General features: G+C 22.0%; 27 protein-coding genes. 1 reads left to right on the top strand and 26 read right to left on the bottom strand.

Annotation, left to right across the window (positions count from 1 at the left end; translation table 4 throughout):
• Positions 1 to 13: 13 nt before the first annotated feature.
• The 19 genes from AACK81_RS00615 to AACK81_RS00525 all read right to left on the bottom strand — a co-directional run bounded on the left by AACK81_RS00615 (position 14) and on the right by AACK81_RS00525 (position 11,459).
• Positions 14 to 136, bottom strand: coding sequence for a hypothetical protein (locus tag AACK81_RS00615; protein WP_255495924.1), 123 nt, complete (start codon positions 134 to 136; stop codon positions 14 to 16).
• Between the two features lie 4 nt (positions 137 to 140).
• The gene (locus AACK81_RS00610; protein ID WP_338961710.1) at positions 141 to 2,219 is read right to left on the bottom strand and encodes a hypothetical protein; all 2,079 of its coding nucleotides are present in this window, start codon (positions 2,217 to 2,219) and stop codon (positions 141 to 143) included.
• A gap of 3 nt (positions 2,220 to 2,222) precedes the next feature.
• A complete protein-coding gene (locus tag AACK81_RS00605; RefSeq protein WP_338961709.1) occupies positions 2,223 to 3,941 on the bottom strand; it encodes a hypothetical protein in 1,719 nt (572 codons plus the stop codon).
• Between the two features lie 14 nt (positions 3,942 to 3,955).
• The gene (locus AACK81_RS00600) at positions 3,956 to 5,140 is read right to left on the bottom strand and encodes a hypothetical protein (RefSeq protein ID WP_338961708.1); all 1,185 of its coding nucleotides are present in this window, start codon (positions 5,138 to 5,140) and stop codon (positions 3,956 to 3,958) included.
• Between the two features lie 18 nt (positions 5,141 to 5,158).
• Positions 5,159 to 5,533, bottom strand: coding sequence for a hypothetical protein (locus AACK81_RS00595; RefSeq protein ID WP_338961707.1), 375 nt, complete (start codon positions 5,531 to 5,533; stop codon positions 5,159 to 5,161).
• A gap of 17 nt (positions 5,534 to 5,550) precedes the next feature.
• Complete coding sequence (locus tag AACK81_RS00590; RefSeq protein ID WP_338961706.1) at positions 5,551 to 5,736, bottom strand: hypothetical protein; 186 nt, start codon at positions 5,734 to 5,736, stop codon at positions 5,551 to 5,553.
• Between the two features lies 1 nt (position 5,737).
• On the bottom strand, positions 5,738 to 5,926 hold the full coding sequence (locus AACK81_RS00585) for a hypothetical protein (RefSeq protein WP_174481134.1): 189 nt from the start codon (positions 5,924 to 5,926) through the stop codon (positions 5,738 to 5,740).
• Positions 5,927 to 5,960: 34 nt separating this feature from the next.
• A complete protein-coding gene (locus AACK81_RS00580) occupies positions 5,961 to 6,119 on the bottom strand; it encodes a hypothetical protein (RefSeq protein ID WP_338961498.1) in 159 nt (52 codons plus the stop codon).
• 16 nt (positions 6,120 to 6,135) lie between these two features.
• On the bottom strand, positions 6,136 to 6,960 hold the full coding sequence (locus AACK81_RS00575) for a hypothetical protein (RefSeq protein ID WP_338961705.1): 825 nt from the start codon (positions 6,958 to 6,960) through the stop codon (positions 6,136 to 6,138).
• 129 nt (positions 6,961 to 7,089) lie between these two features.
• Positions 7,090 to 7,326 carry a hypothetical protein gene (locus AACK81_RS00570; protein ID WP_338961704.1) on the bottom strand — a complete coding sequence of 79 codons (237 nt, stop codon included), beginning with the start codon at positions 7,324 to 7,326 and terminating at the stop codon, positions 7,090 to 7,092.
• Positions 7,326 to 7,463 (bottom strand): hypothetical protein, encoded by a 138-nt coding sequence (locus AACK81_RS00565; protein WP_281747958.1) that lies wholly within the window; start codon positions 7,461 to 7,463, stop codon positions 7,326 to 7,328. Before AACK81_RS00565 ends, AACK81_RS00570 begins: the two co-directional genes overlap by 1 nt.
• A complete protein-coding gene (locus AACK81_RS00560) occupies positions 7,456 to 7,599 on the bottom strand; it encodes a hypothetical protein (RefSeq protein ID WP_338961243.1) in 144 nt (47 codons plus the stop codon). The genes AACK81_RS00565 and AACK81_RS00560 overlap by 8 nt, the downstream gene beginning before the upstream one ends.
• Before the next feature lies 1 nt (position 7,600).
• Positions 7,601 to 7,759: a hypothetical protein gene (locus tag AACK81_RS00555; RefSeq protein ID WP_338961242.1), complete on the bottom strand. Its 159-nt coding sequence runs from the start codon at positions 7,757 to 7,759 to the stop codon at positions 7,601 to 7,603.
• A gap of 3 nt (positions 7,760 to 7,762) precedes the next feature.
• The gene (locus AACK81_RS00550) at positions 7,763 to 8,056 is read right to left on the bottom strand and encodes a hypothetical protein (protein ID WP_338961240.1); all 294 of its coding nucleotides are present in this window, start codon (positions 8,054 to 8,056) and stop codon (positions 7,763 to 7,765) included.
• On the bottom strand, positions 8,046 to 8,483 hold the full coding sequence (locus tag AACK81_RS00545) for a hypothetical protein (protein ID WP_338961703.1): 438 nt from the start codon (positions 8,481 to 8,483) through the stop codon (positions 8,046 to 8,048). The genes AACK81_RS00550 and AACK81_RS00545 overlap by 11 nt, the downstream gene beginning before the upstream one ends.
• A gap of 2 nt (positions 8,484 to 8,485) precedes the next feature.
• Positions 8,486 to 8,641 (bottom strand): hypothetical protein, encoded by a 156-nt coding sequence (locus AACK81_RS00540; RefSeq protein ID WP_338961479.1) that lies wholly within the window; start codon positions 8,639 to 8,641, stop codon positions 8,486 to 8,488.
• Positions 8,634 to 8,804, bottom strand: a complete 171-nt coding sequence (locus AACK81_RS00535) for a hypothetical protein (RefSeq protein WP_338961476.1) — start codon at positions 8,802 to 8,804, stop codon at positions 8,634 to 8,636. Before AACK81_RS00535 ends, AACK81_RS00540 begins: the two co-directional genes overlap by 8 nt.
• Positions 8,776 to 9,294 carry a hypothetical protein gene (locus AACK81_RS00530; protein ID WP_338961702.1) on the bottom strand — a complete coding sequence of 173 codons (519 nt, stop codon included), beginning with the start codon at positions 9,292 to 9,294 and terminating at the stop codon, positions 8,776 to 8,778. The genes AACK81_RS00535 and AACK81_RS00530 overlap by 29 nt, the downstream gene beginning before the upstream one ends.
• A gap of 1,046 nt (positions 9,295 to 10,340) precedes the next feature.
• Positions 10,341 to 11,459, bottom strand: a complete 1,119-nt coding sequence (locus AACK81_RS00525; RefSeq protein ID WP_338961714.1) for an Mbov_0401 family ICE element transposase-like protein — start codon at positions 11,457 to 11,459, stop codon at positions 10,341 to 10,343.
• Positions 11,460 to 11,760: 301 nt separating this feature from the next.
• On the opposite strand from AACK81_RS00525, the gene AACK81_RS00520 reads away from it, so the two are divergent.
• Complete coding sequence (locus AACK81_RS00520) at positions 11,761 to 12,096, top strand: hypothetical protein (RefSeq protein WP_338961713.1); 336 nt, start codon at positions 11,761 to 11,763, stop codon at positions 12,094 to 12,096.
• 1 nt (position 12,097) lies between these two features.
• Here AACK81_RS00520 and AACK81_RS00515 read toward each other — a convergent pair whose 3' ends face one another.
• The 7 genes from AACK81_RS00515 to AACK81_RS00485 are packed head-to-tail and all read right to left on the bottom strand — an operon-like array spanning position 12,098 to position 20,852.
• On the bottom strand, positions 12,098 to 14,122 hold the full coding sequence (locus AACK81_RS00515; protein WP_338961712.1) for a hypothetical protein: 2,025 nt from the start codon (positions 14,120 to 14,122) through the stop codon (positions 12,098 to 12,100).
• A complete protein-coding gene (locus AACK81_RS00510; protein WP_338961711.1) occupies positions 14,073 to 15,314 on the bottom strand; it encodes a hypothetical protein in 1,242 nt (413 codons plus the stop codon). The genes AACK81_RS00515 and AACK81_RS00510 overlap by 50 nt, the downstream gene beginning before the upstream one ends.
• An 18-nt stretch (positions 15,315 to 15,332) precedes the next feature.
• A complete protein-coding gene (locus tag AACK81_RS00505) occupies positions 15,333 to 15,455 on the bottom strand; it encodes a hypothetical protein (protein WP_255495924.1) in 123 nt (40 codons plus the stop codon).
• Positions 15,456 to 15,459: 4 nt separating this feature from the next.
• On the bottom strand, positions 15,460 to 17,538 hold the full coding sequence (locus AACK81_RS00500) for a hypothetical protein (protein ID WP_338961710.1): 2,079 nt from the start codon (positions 17,536 to 17,538) through the stop codon (positions 15,460 to 15,462).
• Between the two features lie 3 nt (positions 17,539 to 17,541).
• A complete protein-coding gene (locus AACK81_RS00495) occupies positions 17,542 to 19,260 on the bottom strand; it encodes a hypothetical protein (protein ID WP_338961709.1) in 1,719 nt (572 codons plus the stop codon).
• A 14-nt stretch (positions 19,261 to 19,274) separates the two neighbouring features.
• On the bottom strand, positions 19,275 to 20,459 hold the full coding sequence (locus tag AACK81_RS00490; protein WP_338961708.1) for a hypothetical protein: 1,185 nt from the start codon (positions 20,457 to 20,459) through the stop codon (positions 19,275 to 19,277).
• Between the two features lie 18 nt (positions 20,460 to 20,477).
• Complete coding sequence (locus tag AACK81_RS00485) at positions 20,478 to 20,852, bottom strand: hypothetical protein (protein ID WP_338961707.1); 375 nt, start codon at positions 20,850 to 20,852, stop codon at positions 20,478 to 20,480.
• Positions 20,853 to 20,859: the final 7 nt, after the last annotated feature.

Below are 20,859 nucleotides of genomic sequence, written 5' to 3'. Positions count from 1 at the left end.
TTACCACCTTTCTTTAAAATATTTGATTAATTTTTAATATAATTTTGACAATAATAAATATAATTAAGCCAGCAGTTGCAGATGATAGAATTACTCCAATTAAACCTAAAATAATTTTTATAATTTTAAAAAACATAATATTATTCCTGTAATTCTTCTAATTTTTTAAAAATATAATCTCTACCCATACCCCACATTATTCTATTATTATAAATATTAATTTCAGTATCCGCATTAACATTATTATTTGATATTCATAAACTACTTTTTAAAACATTTGTATCTAATTGATAATAAAAATTAATTATTTGTCAACTATAATTTTTATTATTTTCTTTACTAGTATAATCACCAAAACTATAATATATTCTATAATGTGTTTTATCTTTAAATATATATTCTATATGTGTAATATTATTTTTATCTACTACGACTTTACCTACTTCTTTTCAATTTGAACCACTTGGACTGGGTTGTGGTTGTTTTTCTAATATTTCATTAATGGCTTGTAATAATTTTTTATTTTGAGTTTTTAATAATTTATATTCATTATTTTCTAATAAATCTTTACAAAGTAATGAATTTTCTTCATCATTTAATGCAATTTCATTTGTTTCAGTATTATATTTAAAATAATCATTTGAAAATTTTTTATCTTTTATTTTTTCTTTTAATTCATTAATAGCACCGACAATAGTTTTATCAGTAGTTTCTAAATTAGGAATTTCTGCACTAATAGTATTTATTTGAAATGCAATAGGAAATTGTGATTTTACATCTTCTAATTTTTTATCTACTTCTTCTTTTTTATAATAATCAGATAAATTAGGAATTTTATTATTGATTTCATTAATTGCAGGAACGATTTGTTTAGAAACTGTTTGTAAAGCATCATCATTGATATTTTGCTTTTTATCTAATAAATTATTAGTTTCTAGTTTTGTGTAATAATCATGTTCAGTACTTTCTTCTGTTATAAATTCAGTTGGTGTATCTATTCCTTGATATTGATATATTTCTTCTATATCACCAATTAAATTAATTTTTCCACGTTCAGGATAGGAATTACCACCACCCCTAAATTTTTTATTTCTATTGTCATAGTAAATCGTTCCGGTATTTAAAATTCTTTTATTTTGGATTTGTTCACTATACGTCATGGAATCAACATTTAGCAATTCAAATTCATTAAAAACATTATTTAAATAAATTTTAATTACTTTATAAAATTTCATAAAGTTATTTTCTGTTAAATATTGATAACTGATTTTAATAAAATATCATTTAAATATTTCTATATTATTATTTTCAACTTTTTTTCATAAAGGACTAGTTTCAATATTAAATCAATTATTTTTAACATCATTAATATTTTCATTTGCTTTAATTAATTCAGTATTTAATTTGGTAATTTCATTTTCATTAGTAGTAATTCGTTTTTGTTGTTTAGCAGAAAAATCACAAGTTGGTGCATGTGTATAATCACCAATTTGTGGATTATTTTGTAATGCTTCGGGGGGTAATGTACCAATTTCATCAGGTCAATCTAAAATCATTGTTTCAGTTTCTTTATCATAATCAGTTGCAACATAACCTTTATTAATAAATTTACTAACAGGACCTCTATATATTTCATTTTCATTATCATCAACTAAATCATCATATAATTTAATTTGTTTTAATAATGTAAATTCTTTTTGTTGTTCAATTAATTCATCAACTTGATTTCTAGTATAAAATGCTTTTAAGTCAATTTTTTCAACATCTATTTCATCATCATTATAACTTGAAAATATTTGTTTTAATTCTGTTAGTCTTGCCCATATTTTCATTCTACTAGGTGCTAAATCTCAAACATTAATTGTAGGAATACTACTTGCACTAAATTGATTACCATTATTAAATTGAATAGTAGCATCAACATTAAATTCAATTGGTGTACGATTAAATACTCAATGTTCTACCATTACATAAACCATATCTCTTAATGTTTCTTTAATTAATTCATCTTTAAAACTATCAAAAGGAAATTTAGATAAAATAAAATTAAGATAAGCATTAATATCATTTTGAGCACGAATAGCAAATGTTTTAAATCAATCATTAGCATTTGGTCATGTTTGTATATATTGCTGTGGCGTTTCTGTAATTTTTCCAGTTAATGGATATCAGTTATTATAATTTTCAAGACTGACATCAGTTCAAAGTTTATTAATCATAATTTATCATTCCTTAAAAAATGCTTGTTTATAATGATGAGTATGTTTTTTTGTTTTTTTATGTGTTATATGTTCAATTTCTTTTTGTATTTTATTTTTACCTTTTTTTAAATTTTTCTTACTTTTTGTTACAACTTGACTATATGCAAATTTTTCTAAATGATGTAATAATCCAGTACCAAATAAAGTATTAACACTAAATTTTAAACCAACATTTTTAAATGATTTGTTAATATTTTCAATAGGATTATTAATAATATTTACTACTTTATGATAAGTTCTAATAGTTCTAAATATTTCTCTATATACTTTAAAACTATCTCTAATTACTTGTTGTACCACTGGTGGAGCAAATGCTATTGCTTTTAATCATTTATTATGATTAACACCATAACCAATGTATCAACCACTATATCAACGATATCAATGGAATGGATGTATTTGAGTAACAAAAGTTTTTGCTTTAAGAATACTATCAACAACTGTAATTGATTTATATTTAGGATTGCGATGATAAATAGTAATTGCACATTTATTTAATGACAAAGGTTGAATTTTACAACCCATAAATACTGGTGAATTTAATGGAATTAATTGTGCGTGTTTAATTGCTCTTTTTTCTGCACTAGTAAATAAATTAGTTGCTTTTTCTTTTAATTTCTGAATTTTTTCAAATACTTGTTTTTCTAACTTTTCAAATTTTTCTTGTAATTTATATATACTTTCTCGTATTTTTTCAAAATATGGTGTATCTTTTCAAAATTTATTTAAACCTTTTTTTAAATAAAATCTAATATCAAAATATTTAAAAGTTTGATTTGCTTTTAAAACAAGTTGATGAATAACATTATTTTTAAAATTAAATTTAATAGCATTAGCACGAATTTTTTGTAAATCTAAAATTAAAGTTTTTCCATATCTATTTTCTGTATGTATTGTATGAACTAAATTTAATCAATCATGTTGATTCATTTTTAATACTTCTTTTAAATCAGTATTAAATTTTTTTAAAAAGTTATTTGCTTTTTCAATATCTTTAATTTTAAATTTAGGAGTTAATTGTGGACTTAGTTTTATTAATGTATTTTGTAATAATAAGTAATCTTTTAACTCTTGTGCTTCTAATTTTTGAAAATTATTTTTATATTGTCTTTCAGCAACATAACCTAAATCTCGTAATACTGTTTCACGATTAGGAGTAAAACTATAATTCATTAAATAACGTTTATTACCAATAATTTTATCTGTTAAAATTTCTTTTCCACTTACTTGACTAATAATTTCTTGTAAATTTTTTGCTTCTTTAATTCCCACTTGTTCTAATGTTTTAGTTTTTTGTGCTAGTTTAATAAATTTACTTGTACGATAACCACGACTAATTTTATTAAGTCCAGCAAATGCAGGAAGTATATTAAAGAAAGTATTTAATTTTGTTACATTTCCTTTTAAATAATCATAAACTTGATTAATAGTAAAATCAGTTAAAAACTCTACACCAACAGCACTAATACTAGCAACTAAATCACTTGCACCTAATCCAAGTGCAAAACTTTCACTTAATCCACCAGTAAAAGGAGCAAGTGCTACTGCTATAACTTGTACACCAATCATTTCTAAAATTTCTCATCAAAAACTTTTGTTTTCTTGTTGGTTACTTGTTCTAGTATGTTTTGGTTTATTTATGTTTAAAAGTATTGCTGTACTAGTTGTACCGATTGGCATAATATTAATTTCCTTTATTTAAGAGTTATTTTAATTGGATTTGTTGTTCCTTTATAATTTAAGTCATTAACATTAGCAGTAATGGTTATATATAAGTCACCTGCTTTTTGTTTTTGATTACTTACATTAGTTTTTCCTTGTGCATCACTAAAATATTTAATAGTTGGATTTGTTAAATTTGGATTTAATGATTTAAGTTCATTAGTACTTTTTATTTGTGTATTTAATTCACTATTATTGTTATTAACATTTGCAGTAATATCAGTTGTTAAACTTGTAATTTTAGTTTTTAAATCAGTTTTTTCTGTTTTAATAACTCCACATAACATTCAACGTGATGTTGTTTCATTATTAGAAATATATGGTATTGCTTCTCCAACAACTTCACCAGCAACTTTATATGCTCTTCCTGCTTTATCATCTTTAATAAAATCTACATAAATAACTGTATTTTCTATCATATATCTTTTCATCGCTCTTGGTGTTGCTAAAATAAAGGTCATTAATTGTTGTTCATTTTTATCATTAGTAAAAATCATATAATCATCAAGAACAATTTCACATAATACACCTTTTACATATAAATTATTTCCATTTAAACGTAATTGTTGTGCCAACTGATTATCGGTAATTAAACCTTTATTATCTGCTAAATAAACTAAACTATCATAAAGACCATTAGTAATAAAAAATTTACTATTTGCAATGTTTCTAAATTGAAACAAAGTATTTCAAGCAGATAACATTGATTTTAAATAGTCTACTGGTGTTGTATCTTCAATATCGATTTTAGTAGCAAATTTTGCAATTGCTTGTGTATCATCAATTGCCAATTTATCTGCTAAATCATTTGCAACTTCATATTGCATACTATCTAATAAATTTTGTCCATTATTTGCTTTTAAATCTACATCTGCAATAATTTCTCCTGCAAGATATTTTTTAGTTATTTTTTTACTAATTTTATCTGTATCAACATATGGTAATTCATATCTTTTACTTTTATCATCTCAAGCAATAATTTTTACTTCTGGTTTTTTTGGTTTTTTAACAATAAACTCAATATTTACTGAGTCAACAATTTCAGTAGGGAAAAAGTTTGCTCATGGACTATTTGAAATTTTAAAAAATTCTATAAATTCTGGCGCTTCTACTAATCTCTCTGTATTGTCTAAATTTTGATTAAATGGTACTGACATTTTATTTCTTCCTTTCGTTTATAAATAATTTTTCTTTTTATAATTAATTAAAAAATTTTCTTTATCATTTGTTTTATTATTAATAATTATTTGTTTATTTCCACCTGTATTAATTGTTTCTTTAAATACTGGTTGTTCTTTAATCATTTTTTTAATAGTTTCTTCAATTTTTGAATTTTCTAAATTATTAGTTTTAAATTTTAAATAATCATAAAATTCAGTTTTAACTTGATATTTTTTAAATATATTAATTATTTCTTTTTCTTTAATTTCTTGATTAAGTTTATTTAACTTATTTTCTGCTTCATTAACTTTATTTTCTATTTCTTGTTGAACATTATTTTCAGTTAAAGGTTCAGTTGTTTGTTGAACATTATCTTTATTTTCTAACATTTAACATTCTCCTAATCTTATCCCAATAATCAATCTTTAACTAATTGTGGTATTTCACTTATTAATTTTTTATAATCATTAACTGCATTTTCTAATGTATCAATATCAGAAAATTTAAAACAATTATTAATATGTAAATCAAAATTTCTATCAATACTAATATCTTGTTTTCTATATTTTTCATTAAATTCAATTTTTGTCATATTATTTTTCTCCTTTATTAATCTTTTCATTTAATTTTGCTAATTTTTTTTGATGTTTTATAATTTTGTTATTTGCTCTAACATGTTTTGGAGTTGTGATAAATCTTTTTAATAAAACAATAATTTCTCTGCAAATTAATGTTCCAACACTTGTTCCAATAATTATTAATTCATGTAAAAATTCTTTCATTTCAATATTTTCCTTTCAATTATTTATTTTTTAATTATTCATCAAATTGACCACCATTAATTCTTTCAATCATCGATTTTGAATTACTTATAATGCTTACTAATAAGGCAATTTCTTTATTTAATTGTTCCATTCTCTCTTTATATGTATGAATTTCATTATTATAATATTCAAGTAATTTTTCTTTATTCATAAATTATTCACCTCCTTTATAAACTCATGTGATTATAATCTCAATTTAGTGAAGCATTATCATGATTTAATGGAACTTCGCTCATATTATCACTACCATATTGACTAGTTCTTTCACTATTAATTGTGAAACTATTATCATTAATTAATCTTGCAGTTTCATTATTAAATGATGTTTCTTGCATTTCTTCAATATGATTAGTTGTTTCCATTGGTAATAAATTATGAATAATTTCACTTATTCCTGCAATAATAGTAGGTACTGCATAAGCATTATTAAAATCATTATTAATACCCATAGCAACTCCACTTGATATTAAACATCCACCAGTTGCCATATTACAAATCTTTCTTATTGTTTCAAATTTATTAGGTATTAACTCAGTTAATCCACTAATAAGATTTGATATACCATAAGCATTTAAACTAATATATGTATCTCAATCCATTAATGACTGATTTTCTTGTTTATTTAATAGTAATCATGGAGGACCTTCTGTTGTAGTTGTAGTAGTTATTGGAGTTGGTGTTGTAGGAATAATAGGACTAATATTATTTTCTGTTCATTTACTATAATTTGCTAAACCAATTGTTCCTAAACCTAATAATATTTTTTTACTACTATTAATTAATTTAGTTTTAGTATTTGGTCTTTGATTTAAATTTCATATATCTAAACCTAATTTTTTACCAAATAATAAACTATTAATTGAACCTAATACTGGATTTGCAATTACTTGACCATAATAAGCACTTGTACCAATCATTGCACAAATTGGACTTATACCAGTTCTAATTAACTTAGTTAAAGTATAATTTGATTGTGTATTTTCGTTTGGCATTTTAATCTCCTTTATTTACTTTTAACATTTCTCTTACAATATCTAATAAAGTATTTACTTGATATTCATATAATTCAAATTCATAATTTCTAATTTTAATTTTTTCCTTTTTCATTTTTTTATTCTCCTTTAATTTTCTAATTTTTTAATTGTTACTTTAATTCAACCTTGATAAACATCATTATTACCAACTATTAATGCAACATTACTTTCTGGGTCCGAAACAATTATGTGTTTGGATTTAACATTTGGGTATTGTCTTAAAATAATTGCTCTAATATCATTACTTGTATGAATTGCTTTTGGAAATGGTGATAATATTTCAATTTCATCTTTATTTTCAAACAAAGTAGGTAATATTATCATTAGTCAAATTCACCTTTTTCTATTTTTTCAATTAATAAATTTAAAATATTTTTGTCAAAATCAGAGTTTGTATAATTAATTTTTTTAGTTCATTTAATTATATCTTTCATATATTTAAGTAATTTTTCTTTATTCATTATCAAAGTCTCCTAAATTTCCTCAACTTCTTCTATTTCATTTATTAACTGCTTCTAATCAACAACTATTACAGGTATTGGATAAAAAGTTTTCTTTTACTTTATTGCACATAGAACATTTATCTTCATATTTCATATTATTTCTCCTTATTTTCAATTTGATTAGCAATTTCATTTAATATTTTTAATACTTTATATTCATTTTTTAATTCTTTAATAATAAATATTAAAAATATTATTAGTGTTATACTTGTTATTAATATTGGTACTATTAATAAAAATTTTCATAATATCATTTTTTACTCTTTTCATTTTTTAAATCATTTAACATTTATTGAACAAAATGCACGATTTTTAGGAATGTTTAAAGTGTTAAAGATTTGACCAGTTACAATAATTTCATCATTTTTGTTTAATAAAATACAGCGTCTATAAAGTTTTGGGTTATTAAAAATTAAAGTAACGTAGTTTAATCCATTTCATTGACCACGAACACTATAATATAATTCTTTATTACCTTTTTCGTAATATTTTGCTTCAATAGTGTTACTCAGTTTTACTGTTAATTTGACATAATTTGCTTTATCTTTCATTTTTATAATTCCTTAAATAATATTGAATATGTTTATATGCATCTTGTTCATGTTTTGTAAATTTTATATTTCCTTTATAATTTTCTATTTTAGTTTTATTTTTTGGTTCGTTTTCTTGAAAATCTCAATTCATAACGTCTTCTACTAATACCATTAATGCACCAATAATTTTAGGAGTTGCTAATGGATTAGTTAATAATTGTTTTGAAGTTAAAAAGAAATTTTCTACAATAACTAATATTTTTTTATCAATAAATTTGTTTTTAGTTATTTGAAAATATATTTTATAAAAATCTTTACTTTCTAAAATAGTTTTTGTTTTAAATGTTTTATTTAAAACAATACTATTAGTTTCATTTGAATATATAACGATTCCATTATTACCAATTCCAGCAGGGTCAATTCCAATAATTAAGTCATATTGCATTATTAATCAAAGTTTCCATTTTTAATTTTTTCTTGTAATCTCATTATTAATTTCATTTTTCAATTACTAATATTAATTTTAATTTCATCACTAATATCATCTTTAAGTAATTCCATAAATTCATTATCAAGATAATAAATTAATTTTTCTTTATCCATATTTATACCTCCTGCTTAACCTAATATTTAAGATACAGTCGTAACAAATTGTTTTACTATTTTTATCTCTTAAAAAATATTTTCTTGTTTTTATATCATTAGTATTAAAGAATAAATAATCTAATTTATTTTGTTTACATGTTCAACAAAAATACTTTTTCATTATGAGTTGAAATTTCCTTATAAGAAGTAACTATATAATTAATTGGTAAATCATCATGTTTATATGGATTATTTATTTTAAAACATTTTCTGTTTTCTTCTCATGTAATGTTATATTTAAAACAAGGATTAGTAATTTTAGTTTTGTTATCTGTTATTTCACCCATAAATCAACTATTATGCTGTTCATAAAATTTTAATGGTTCAAGTTTTATATCATTAAGATAATATTCTTTTGAAGCAGTTGGTTTATTAACAGTTATTTTTTGGTCTTTAATATATGGTTCTAATAATTTTATTAATTCATTACCACTTAATTCTCTTTTAATATTTTCTAAATTAAAAACTCAATATGTATATTTATCATCAGCAATAAAACTATTATTTTTAACCATTCATTTTGGACATTGTAATTTATATTCACCATAATCAATAAGAATAGCTTGTGGTTTATCTTTAACAATTTGTTCTTTTTTAAATTCTATTTGCATAATAATCCTTTCCTAATATGTTCTGTTGCTTATAGCATAAAGAACATATATTTTGATTTTTAGATTATTAATAATACTACTATTAGTTTTATTCATTTCAGAAATTCTGGGCTCAAAAATAAATTGTGAAATTTTAAAAAGAAATCGAGGCATTCGATTCAATATTTATTTAATTTGTGTTAAACAAATTAATATTTTAATTGAACCGGCACCGCTCAATTTTTTTTACAAGTTTGAAATTTATTTTCTCGCCCAAAAAAATTTTCAAAAAAAATAAAAAATAAAACCAACACTTGCTCACTGGGGGGTGGCAAGGTTGGTTAAATAAAGAATAGAATTAATACAATAGGTCCCTACAACAGGTCTATATATACTAGTTTCCAATTCGCTCCCACCCCAAGAATTACCATTAAATGGTTAGTATATTTTATTAGGTATCACTCCACTTTTTATTTATCCATGCAAGTCCACATGTTCTAGCTACTATTTTTAACAACTGTGTTGTAGTTCACTTTTTTAGTTCCCTAACACGTGTTGATAATAGCGTTAAAGAGGTTTATTAAAAATTTTAAAATTTTACAATTACAAAAAAAAGACAAGATTATTTCTTGTCTTTTTCCTTAATAATAACTTTGAGAATAATTTTTATTTTATTTAAATATATATTTTTTAAAATACGTCGAATATAAATTTAAGGGTAAAAGAGAATTTAATTTTTCTATCATCATTTTTAAATAGTAATATTGGAAAGAATTTATTTATCTAGTAATTCATCTTCCTACTTTTTTGGGAACCTCCCATATAGGGACGATAACAAAAACGGAGGATATAATTACTTTTTAAACATTTCTTTCAAATTATAGACAAGAAATAACTATAATTATATGCAATTGTAAATATATCTTACTACTAAATTAAATTAATTTCAATTAAAATACAAATATTGAAAAAATCAATAAAAAAATTAATATTTATACACAACAAAAATTCTTATTAACTTTTAATTTAATAAGTTTTTAAAATTTTAATAAAAAAAATTAATTAAGTTATGTTTTTAAATTTATTTGATTACATTTAAAAATAACCATTTTAATATAAATATTTATGTTATAAGTTCTATTACCAAGCATTTCTTTTAAAATATGTCAAATATTACCTTCTGTAAAACAACCTATATTTCACTTTGCACCTTGATTTTCAATACCTTGTTTATTATTTTTAAAATATTGTTTTTTTAATTTTTTATGGTTTTTTAATATTTCATTCATATATTTTATTAACTCAGCATATTGACCATTTTCAATAAAATTTCTACAAGTATTATATTCGTTTCAATATTTTCCTTTATTTCCAGCGATTATTCCAACATATAATTTTTTAACTAAATGAAATTTATCTAAAACAAATTGCGCACCTAAATAATCTGCTACATCTTTAATTCATCCTGCACTATCACCACAAATAATAATTTTTGTTTGGTCAAAATTTTCGAAAAATCTATTTCCTTGTTCTTTGATAAATTCAGCAGTTTTTTTAACACCAATTGCTGTTTTTGTTGGTCTTATTATTACATCTGCTCTTTTATTAACTAATTTATGATTAACATTATCTGTACAAAATAATACTAAACGCATTGAATATTTACCAGAATTGCGTTTAAATTTTCAAAATTTTCGATGTCCATCATCAATACTAATATAAATAAATTGATTTGGTTCTAATTTTATTTTTGGAACATTTAATTTATTAACTTGATATTCTTGAAATAATCTACTAATACTTGTTGTACTAAATTTTGTTTGCTTCATAGTATGTAAAATATCAACATATCTTTTTCCATCAGCAAAATGTTCAATAACATTATTTTTGATATCCTGACAAGTTCTTTTATATTTAGGTAATTCTAATTCTTCATCTAATAAACAAACTCTTACTCATTTTTTTAATTGTTCATCATAATATTTATAATCACGACATTTATAAGTAACAAGACCATTGATAGTATTTCTAGTTCTTTCTTTAATTTTAACTGGAATATATTTTCTATCTCTTTCTTTTAATATTCTTCAATCTGTTTTTTCTCATTGATTTTTTATATCATCTCTAAATGATTGATACATTCTTTTTGTTGCTTCTTTTAAAGTTCATAAATAATTAAAACTCATATTTTTTTTCCTAACTATTTTAAAAAATTCTAAATTTATTGTAAATAATTTAAAAAAATAATTTACTGCATATATTATATAAATATATAAGTGTAATTTTAACTAAAATAAAAAATTATTTAAAAAACCACTTTCATATTTAAAATATAATAAACAAGTTACATATAATTAATAGTATAGGTATTACAAAATAAAAACCTTTAATTTAGGCGTTTATTTTGCATTTAAAAGCATACTTGTAAAAATAATCAAAAATAGTACAATTTATAAGTAAAATCAAGGAAAAAAAGGAGAATTTAATATGAAAACATGAATAAAAACAAATTTAAGTAAAATAACATTAGCATTAGCATTAACTGGTACAACAACTGGAACAATAGGATTAATCATGGGGGTGCTTACCCATAATGTTAGTGGAGTTAAATATTTTTTAACTCCACATAAACAAGTTGAATGAGTTGTTCAAACTATTTGAACAACTAATCCTAATGATACTTTAAAAAAAGATTATAAATTTGAGTTATATTTTGCAGATGAACCATTAAGAAGAAAATTTGATATATCTTTTCAAAATTGATATTACACTACAGATATAATATGAAATGGTAAATATCCTAATGGATATTTTAATAAATAATTTATATTTCTAAGTTAATATAAGAAATATTTTCATTATATTTATCAAATAAATTAATATTTTGTAGGTTTATTTCTTGTTTATCGGTAATTAAAATTAAATCATAGTTACCAGCACCAAAAATACCACTTATTTCAATCCGATTTAAATTATTAATTGGATTTTCAATTAGTAATTCAAATTCATTAACATTTTCAATTTTAGAAATTTCTTTATAAAATTCTAATTTAGAAAATAATTTTGATTTATTTGAACCATATAAATTTAAAGCATTTTCAATTTTATTATTATGAATAATTAATTTTGTAAAATATTTTCCATATTCACCATTAGCTAATGTTCAATCAGCAGGAATTAATGAAGGTATATTATTACTTTCTAATTCATTTGTTATTGATAATCAATTAAATTGATTATCATCTAATTTAAATAATTCATTTTGACTAATATCATTATTTTTTAGTTTAATGTTATTAACATCAGTAAAATCAAAATATACAGATTTTAATATTACTTTTATATCCTTATACTGTCAAATATCATTTTCACTAGGTTGTATTGGACTTGATTGTAATTCAAAATAATATGGCAATAAAATTTTATTATCATCATTTAATCCTTTATTTATTGATAATGATGAATAAATATATTTTGATAACATAGTAAATATTTGTTTAAATATTTTAACTTGTGATAAATTAACATAATTTGGATAATCTAACTCTCATTGCCTAAATAAGTTGGTAATTACTTCATCGGGTTTTTGACCTTCAAATTTTTTTCTTAATTCTGCTATTTTATTTTTTGGTTTACCTTTATCATCATAATCTGCACCTTCGAAATTTCTATTATAGTTATATGTATAACTTAACATATCTAATAATAATTTTTGTAAACTATCAATTGTTGGTGCATCTTTTATTTCAATTTCTATACTTTTAAATCTATTATTGGTTGCAAGATAAACATATCATCCCTCATTATTAAAAGATAAAACTTTTTTATCTTCTAAATGTATTTCATGTTTTAATGGTCAATTACCATTTCAAATACCACCCATTTCTCAACCTAATCAAGTATCAGTTACTCTTGCATTATTAATTACTTCTTTTCTTGTTTCTTTACCCCCACTAATAGCAATTAAATCTAAAACTGATTTTTCTTGCCCAATAAATTGTTTTGCTAAATTTCAAGGTAAAATTTGTTCACTAAATCATTGTTGTAATATTCTAACTTTTGGTTGAGTTTCAATAGGCATTGATAACAACGGAAATGCTATCTTATCTTTAATAAATAACTTTGGGTATACTTCCATATTGTCAACTTCACCAAGTACCTTTATATTGCCAAAAATCATGCTTCTAGGGGCTTTAATTTTTAAACCAGTAACTTTTGTATCTTTATCTAATGGTTTTTGTAATTTAATTATGATTGGATAACCATCTCTTGTTTTAAAATCTTTAATTTTAATAATAGTTATACTTTTAGTACTTCTTGTTTTTGGATTTTGATAAGGTTGTGAATAATTATTAATAATATATAAATTATCAATATTATTTTCAGTTAAGGGTTCATTAATAGATACAGCATATAACTTAAATTGATTTAATAAATTTATTTCTTGAAAAATTAAATTTTTAATATCAGTCATACTATATTCAATTGTATTATCATTAATATTAGTACTTGCTCTTTGATTTAATTGCATAGTAAAGTCTGATGTTTCAACAGCAGTAGTTTTTAATACTTTCTCAATATCAATAAAACCAATTTTAATAGTATTTGCTGAAAATCTTAAACTATTATTTTCATTATTTTTAAATAAACGTTCAATTTCATAAATATAAATTGTTCTTTTTTTAAATTCATCATATGCTCTATTAATATCAGGGTCACTAGTAGCTCTCATCATATTAGTAAAGTCATAAGGAATATTATCAATTAAATAATCATTTTCTAATTCTGCTTGATTAAGTTTAGTTTGTTTCTGTGGAAATTTCGTTTGTGGTTTGTTGTTGTTTTCCATTGTTCTCTCCTATTAATTGGTTATTTTTGGGGTTAAATAATTTTAATTTAACAGTTAAATTATTAATTTCTTGTTCATCATTAATATTAAATGTTTTACTACTTAATAAGTCTTTATCTAAACGTACTAATATTTGAATAAATTTAAGAATATCAATATTAAATTGTCATAACTTTTGTTCAATATAATTAATAGTTGAAATATTTACAGCTGTACTTTCTGGAACTGATTGTTGTGCTGATTTCTTTTGACTTGGTATATGAATACCACAACGTTTAAATATTTCATTAACATTTCAATCGTATATATCAGTTAAATTTTTACCTTTAAAATTACTATTTGTCATATTAATATTTTCATTTTGTTCATTATTATCTCCACCACTTTTAAATATGTAATTTTTAGTAACCAAAGTTCTTACTGCGTCTTCTATTAAAGATTGAACATTGCCATAAGTTTGACTAAATATAAATTTAGGTGAATTTAAAATGGTATCTAAAACAATTTGTTCATAAATAACATCTAATGCTTTAATTTTATCCATTACTTTATTACAATCTGCTAGCTCATTTGCTTTATTTCTCATAATTGCTATTGGTATATAGTTAATATTTAGTGTTTGTTCTTGTGCTAAATTAGGATTATTAATATATAATTTAAAATCTAATGGAAATTGTTTTTTATTATCACTAATACTATAAATTGCACGATTAATTGTTACTTCTTCATTGTTTAATGTATAAACTTCAAATAGTCTTACTGTTTGTACATTTTGTTCATAGTTATCATAAAAAATAGTACATTGAATTAATTTACCAGTAATATCATAAACTCTTTGTTGAATATCTACTACTTGAAAATATAAGTCATCATTAGCAATATAAATTAAATAACCACTAATTCCTAATTTACTTAATTTAAAAATAGAATTTCAATTTTTTCTGTAAAATTCTTGTTGAATTAAGTATTGTTTAATAGTTTCATTATTTATTTCTAATGGAGCATTATATAAATTAGCATTATTTTCTGCCACAAAATCAGTAAAATATGTCTCATGATTAAAATCATTAAAACCAAAATAATTTAAAATTGAAGCATGCGTACTTTTGTGTTTATTAGTTAAAAATTTTACTTTTTCATTTTGATTATCACTAGTATTTATTTTATCTCTTCTAAAAAATCTACCTAACATAATATTTACCACCTTTCTTTAAAATATTTGATTAATTTTTAATATAATTTTGACAATAATAAATATAATTAAGCCAGCAGTTGCAGATGATAGAATTACTCCAATTAAACCTAAAATAATTTTTATAATTTTAAAAAACATAATATTATTCCTGTAATTCTTCTAATTTTTTAAAAATATAATCTCTACCCATACCCCACATTATTCTATTATTATAAATATTAATTTCAGTATCCGCATTAACATTATTATTTGATATTCATAAACTACTTTTTAAAACATTTGTATCTAATTGATAATAAAAATTAATTATTTGTCAACTATAATTTTTATTATTTTCTTTACTAGTATAATCACCAAAACTATAATATATTCTATAATGTGTTTTATCTTTAAATATATATTCTATATGTGTAATATTATTTTTATCTACTACGACTTTACCTACTTCTTTTCAATTTGAACCACTTGGACTGGGTTGTGGTTGTTTTTCTAATATTTCATTAATGGCTTGTAATAATTTTTTATTTTGAGTTTTTAATAATTTATATTCATTATTTTCTAATAAATCTTTACAAAGTAATGAATTTTCTTCATCATTTAATGCAATTTCATTTGTTTCAGTATTATATTTAAAATAATCATTTGAAAATTTTTTATCTTTTATTTTTTCTTTTAATTCATTAATAGCACCGACAATAGTTTTATCAGTAGTTTCTAAATTAGGAATTTCTGCACTAATAGTATTTATTTGAAATGCAATAGGAAATTGTGATTTTACATCTTCTAATTTTTTATCTACTTCTTCTTTTTTATAATAATCAGATAAATTAGGAATTTTATTATTGATTTCATTAATTGCAGGAACGATTTGTTTAGAAACTGTTTGTAAAGCATCATCATTGATATTTTGCTTTTTATCTAATAAATTATTAGTTTCTAGTTTTGTGTAATAATCATGTTCAGTACTTTCTTCTGTTATAAATTCAGTTGGTGTATCTATTCCTTGATATTGATATATTTCTTCTATATCACCAATTAAATTAATTTTTCCACGTTCAGGATAGGAATTACCACCACCCCTAAATTTTTTATTTCTATTGTCATAGTAAATCGTTCCGGTATTTAAAATTCTTTTATTTTGGATTTGTTCACTATACGTCATGGAATCAACATTTAGCAATTCAAATTCATTAAAAACATTATTTAAATAAATTTTAATTACTTTATAAAATTTCATAAAGTTATTTTCTGTTAAATATTGATAACTGATTTTAATAAAATATCATTTAAATATTTCTATATTATTATTTTCAACTTTTTTTCATAAAGGACTAGTTTCAATATTAAATCAATTATTTTTAACATCATTAATATTTTCATTTGCTTTAATTAATTCAGTATTTAATTTGGTAATTTCATTTTCATTAGTAGTAATTCGTTTTTGTTGTTTAGCAGAAAAATCACAAGTTGGTGCATGTGTATAATCACCAATTTGTGGATTATTTTGTAATGCTTCGGGGGGTAATGTACCAATTTCATCAGGTCAATCTAAAATCATTGTTTCAGTTTCTTTATCATAATCAGTTGCAACATAACCTTTATTAATAAATTTACTAACAGGACCTCTATATATTTCATTTTCATTATCATCAACTAAATCATCATATAATTTAATTTGTTTTAATAATGTAAATTCTTTTTGTTGTTCAATTAATTCATCAACTTGATTTCTAGTATAAAATGCTTTTAAGTCAATTTTTTCAACATCTATTTCATCATCATTATAACTTGAAAATATTTGTTTTAATTCTGTTAGTCTTGCCCATATTTTCATTCTACTAGGTGCTAAATCTCAAACATTAATTGTAGGAATACTACTTGCACTAAATTGATTACCATTATTAAATTGAATAGTAGCATCAACATTAAATTCAATTGGTGTACGATTAAATACTCAATGTTCTACCATTACATAAACCATATCTCTTAATGTTTCTTTAATTAATTCATCTTTAAAACTATCAAAAGGAAATTTAGATAAAATAAAATTAAGATAAGCATTAATATCATTTTGAGCACGAATAGCAAATGTTTTAAATCAATCATTAGCATTTGGTCATGTTTGTATATATTGCTGTGGCGTTTCTGTAATTTTTCCAGTTAATGGATATCAGTTATTATAATTTTCAAGACTGACATCAGTTCAAAGTTTATTAATCATAATTTATCATTCCTTAAAAAATGCTTGTTTATAATGATGAGTATGTTTTTTTGTTTTTTTATGTGTTATATGTTCAATTTCTTTTTGTATTTTATTTTTACCTTTTTTTAAATTTTTCTTACTTTTTGTTACAACTTGACTATATGCAAATTTTTCTAAATGATGTAATAATCCAGTACCAAATAAAGTATTAACACTAAATTTTAAACCAACATTTTTAAATGATTTGTTAATATTTTCAATAGGATTATTAATAATATTTACTACTTTATGATAAGTTCTAATAGTTCTAAATATTTCTCTATATACTTTAAAACTATCTCTAATTACTTGTTGTACCACTGGTGGAGCAAATGCTATTGCTTTTAATCATTTATTATGATTAACACCATAACCAATGTATCAACCACTATATCAACGATATCAATGGAATGGATGTATTTGAGTAACAAAAGTTTTTGCTTTAAGAATACTATCAACAACTGTAATTGATTTATATTTAGGATTGCGATGATAAATAGTAATTGCACATTTATTTAATGACAAAGGTTGAATTTTACAACCCATAAATACTGGTGAATTTAATGGAATTAATTGTGCGTGTTTAATTGCTCTTTTTTCTGCACTAGTAAATAAATTAGTTGCTTTTTCTTTTAATTTCTGAATTTTTTCAAATACTTGTTTTTCTAACTTTTCAAATTTTTCTTGTAATTTATATATACTTTCTCGTATTTTTTCAAAATATGGTGTATCTTTTCAAAATTTATTTAAACCTTTTTTTAAATAAAATCTAATATCAAAATATTTAAAAGTTTGATTTGCTTTTAAAACAAGTTGATGAATAACATTATTTTTAAAATTAAATTTAATAGCATTAGCACGAATTTTTTGTAAATCTAAAATTAAAGTTTTTCCATATCTATTTTCTGTATGTATTGTATGAACTAAATTTAATCAATCATGTTGATTCATTTTTAATACTTCTTTTAAATCAGTATTAAATTTTTTTAAAAAGTTATTTGCTTTTTCAATATCTTTAATTTTAAATTTAGGAGTTAATTGTGGACTTAGTTTTATTAATGTATTTTGTAATAATAAGTAATCTTTTAACTCTTGTGCTTCTAATTTTTGAAAATTATTTTTATATTGTCTTTCAGCAACATAACCTAAATCTCGTAATACTGTTTCACGATTAGGAGTAAAACTATAATTCATTAAATAACGTTTATTACCAATAATTTTATCTGTTAAAATTTCTTTTCCACTTACTTGACTAATAATTTCTTGTAAATTTTTTGCTTCTTTAATTCCCACTTGTTCTAATGTTTTAGTTTTTTGTGCTAGTTTAATAAATTTACTTGTACGATAACCACGACTAATTTTATTAAGTCCAGCAAATGCAGGAAGTATATTAAAGAAAGTATTTAATTTTGTTACATTTCCTTTTAAATAATCATAAACTTGATTAATAGTAAAATCAGTTAAAAACTCTACACCAACAGCACTAATACTAGCAACTAAATCACTTGCACCTAATCCAAGTGCAAAACTTTCACTTAATCCACCAGTAAAAGGAGCAAGTGCTACTGCTATAACTTGTACACCAATCATTTCTAAAATTTCTCATCAAAAACTTTTGTTTTCTTGTTGGTTACTTGTTCTAGTATGTTTTGGTTTATTTATGTTTAAAAGTATTGCTGTACTAGTTGTACCGATTGGCATAATATTAATTTCCTTTATTTAAGAGTTATTTTAATTGGATTTGTTGTTCCTTTATAATTTAAGTCATTAACATTAGCAGTAATGGTTATATATAAGTCACCTGCTTTTTGTTTTTGATTACTTACATTAGTTTTTCCTTGTGCATCACTAAAATATTTAATAGTTGGATTTGTTAAATTTGGATTTAATGATTTAAGTTCATTAGTACTTTTTATTTGTGTATTTAATTCACTATTATTGTTATTAACATTTGCAGTAATATCAGTTGTTAAACTTGTAATTTTAGTTTTTAAATCAGTTTTTTCTGTTTTAATAACTCCACATAACATTCAACGTGATGTTGTTTCATTATTAGAAATATATGGTATTGCTTCTCCAACAACTTCACCAGCAACTTTATATGCTCTTCCTGCTTTATCATCTTTAATAAAATCTACATAAATAACTGTATTTTCTATCATATATCTTTTCATCGCTCTTGGTGTTGCTAAAATAAAGGTCATTAATTGTTGTTCATTTTTATCATTAGTAAAAATCATATAATCATCAAGAACAATTTCACATAATACACCTTTTACATATAAATTATTTCCATTTAAACGTAATTGTTGTGCCAACTGATTATCGGTAATTAAACCTTTATTATCTGCTAAATAAACTAAACTATCATAAAGACCATTAGTAATAAAAAATTTACTATTTGCAATGTTTCTAAATTGAAACAAAGTATTTCAAGCAGATAACATTGATTTTAAATAGTCTACTGGTGTTGTATCTTCAATATCGATTTTAGTAGCAAATTTTGCAATTGCTTGTGTATCATCAATTGCCAATTTATCTGCTAAATCATTTGCAACTTCATATTGCATACTATCTAATAAATTTTGTCCATTATTTGCTTTTAAATCTACATCTGCAATAATTTCTCCTGCAAGATATTTTTTAGTTATTTTTTTACTAATTTTATCTGTATCAACATATGGTAATTCATATCTTTTACTTTTATCATCTCAAGCAATAATTTTTACTTCTGGTTTTTTTGGTTTTTTAACAATAAACTCAATATTTACTGAGTCAACAATTTCAGTAGGGAAAAAGTTTGCTCATGGACTATTTGAAATTTTAAAAAATTCTATAAATTCTGGCGCTTCTACTAATCTCTCTGTATTGTCTAAATTTTGATTAAATGGTACTGACATTTTATTTCTTCCTTTCGTTTATAAATAATTTTTCTTTTTATAATTAATTAAAAAATTTTCTTTATCATTTGTTTTATTATTAATAATTATTTGTTTATTTCCACCTGTATTAATTGTTTCTTTAAATACTGGTTGTTCTTTAATCATTTTTTTAATAGTTTCTTCAATTTTTGAATTTTCTAAATTATTAGTTTTAAATTTTAAATAATCATAAAATTCAGTTTTAACTTGATATTTTTTAAATATATTAATTATTTCTTTTTCTTTAATTTCTTGATTAAGTTTATTTAACTTATTTTCTGCTTCATTAACTTTATTTTCTATTTCTTGTTGAACATTATTTTCAGTTAAAGGTTCAGTTGTTTGTTGAACATTATCTTTATTTTCTAACATTTAACAT

Source organism: Spiroplasma endosymbiont of Lasioglossum villosulum (assembly GCF_964020195.1).
Classification (GTDB): Bacteria; Bacillota_I; Bacilli_A; order Mycoplasmatales; family VBWQ01; genus Spiroplasma_E; species Spiroplasma_E ixodetis_A.
Note: the sequence above shows the minus strand (reverse complement) of the source record. Positions and strands in the feature narration are given on the sequence as shown.